The sequence below is a fragment of the Haloarcula sp. Atlit-7R genome (assembly GCF_003666065.1).
Classification (GTDB): Archaea; Halobacteriota; Halobacteria; order Halobacteriales; family Haloarculaceae; genus Haloarcula; species Haloarcula taiwanensis.
Genome location: NZ_QXIK01000134.1, coordinates 1 through 245 on the forward strand (window position 1 = coordinate 1; position 245 = coordinate 245).

Below are 245 nucleotides of genomic sequence, written 5' to 3' on the forward strand. Positions count from 1 at the left end.
ACGACCGGCTCCTCGACGGCGACGGCGGTTCCGTCGGAGACTGCCGCCGCCGTCACGACGCCGTCAGTGTCCAGCGTGTCGACAGGGCCGTCTGTGACATCGAACAGCCGAAGCGCGTGGTCGTCGGATATCACCATCACGGGCAATCAGGTCGACAACTGTCCGGTCGGCATCCTTGCTCGCACGGTTCCAGCGGATGCGGACAACACCGACGCACGAACTGCGAAGCGCCCGTACAGTTTCAC

At 64.9% G+C, this 245-nt stretch carries 2 pseudogenes; one reads left to right on the forward strand and one right to left on the reverse strand.

Annotated features, from left to right (window positions below):
- Window positions 1-128 (reverse strand): annotated as a pseudogene (locus tag D3D01_RS24980) (transcriptional regulator); the annotation flags it as partial.
- Here D3D01_RS24980 and D3D01_RS25190 point away from each other — a divergent pair.
- A pseudogene (locus D3D01_RS25190) lies at window positions 115-245 on the forward strand (right-handed parallel beta-helix repeat-containing protein); the annotation flags it as partial. The pseudogenes D3D01_RS24980 and D3D01_RS25190 sit on opposite strands and share 14 nt — an antisense overlap.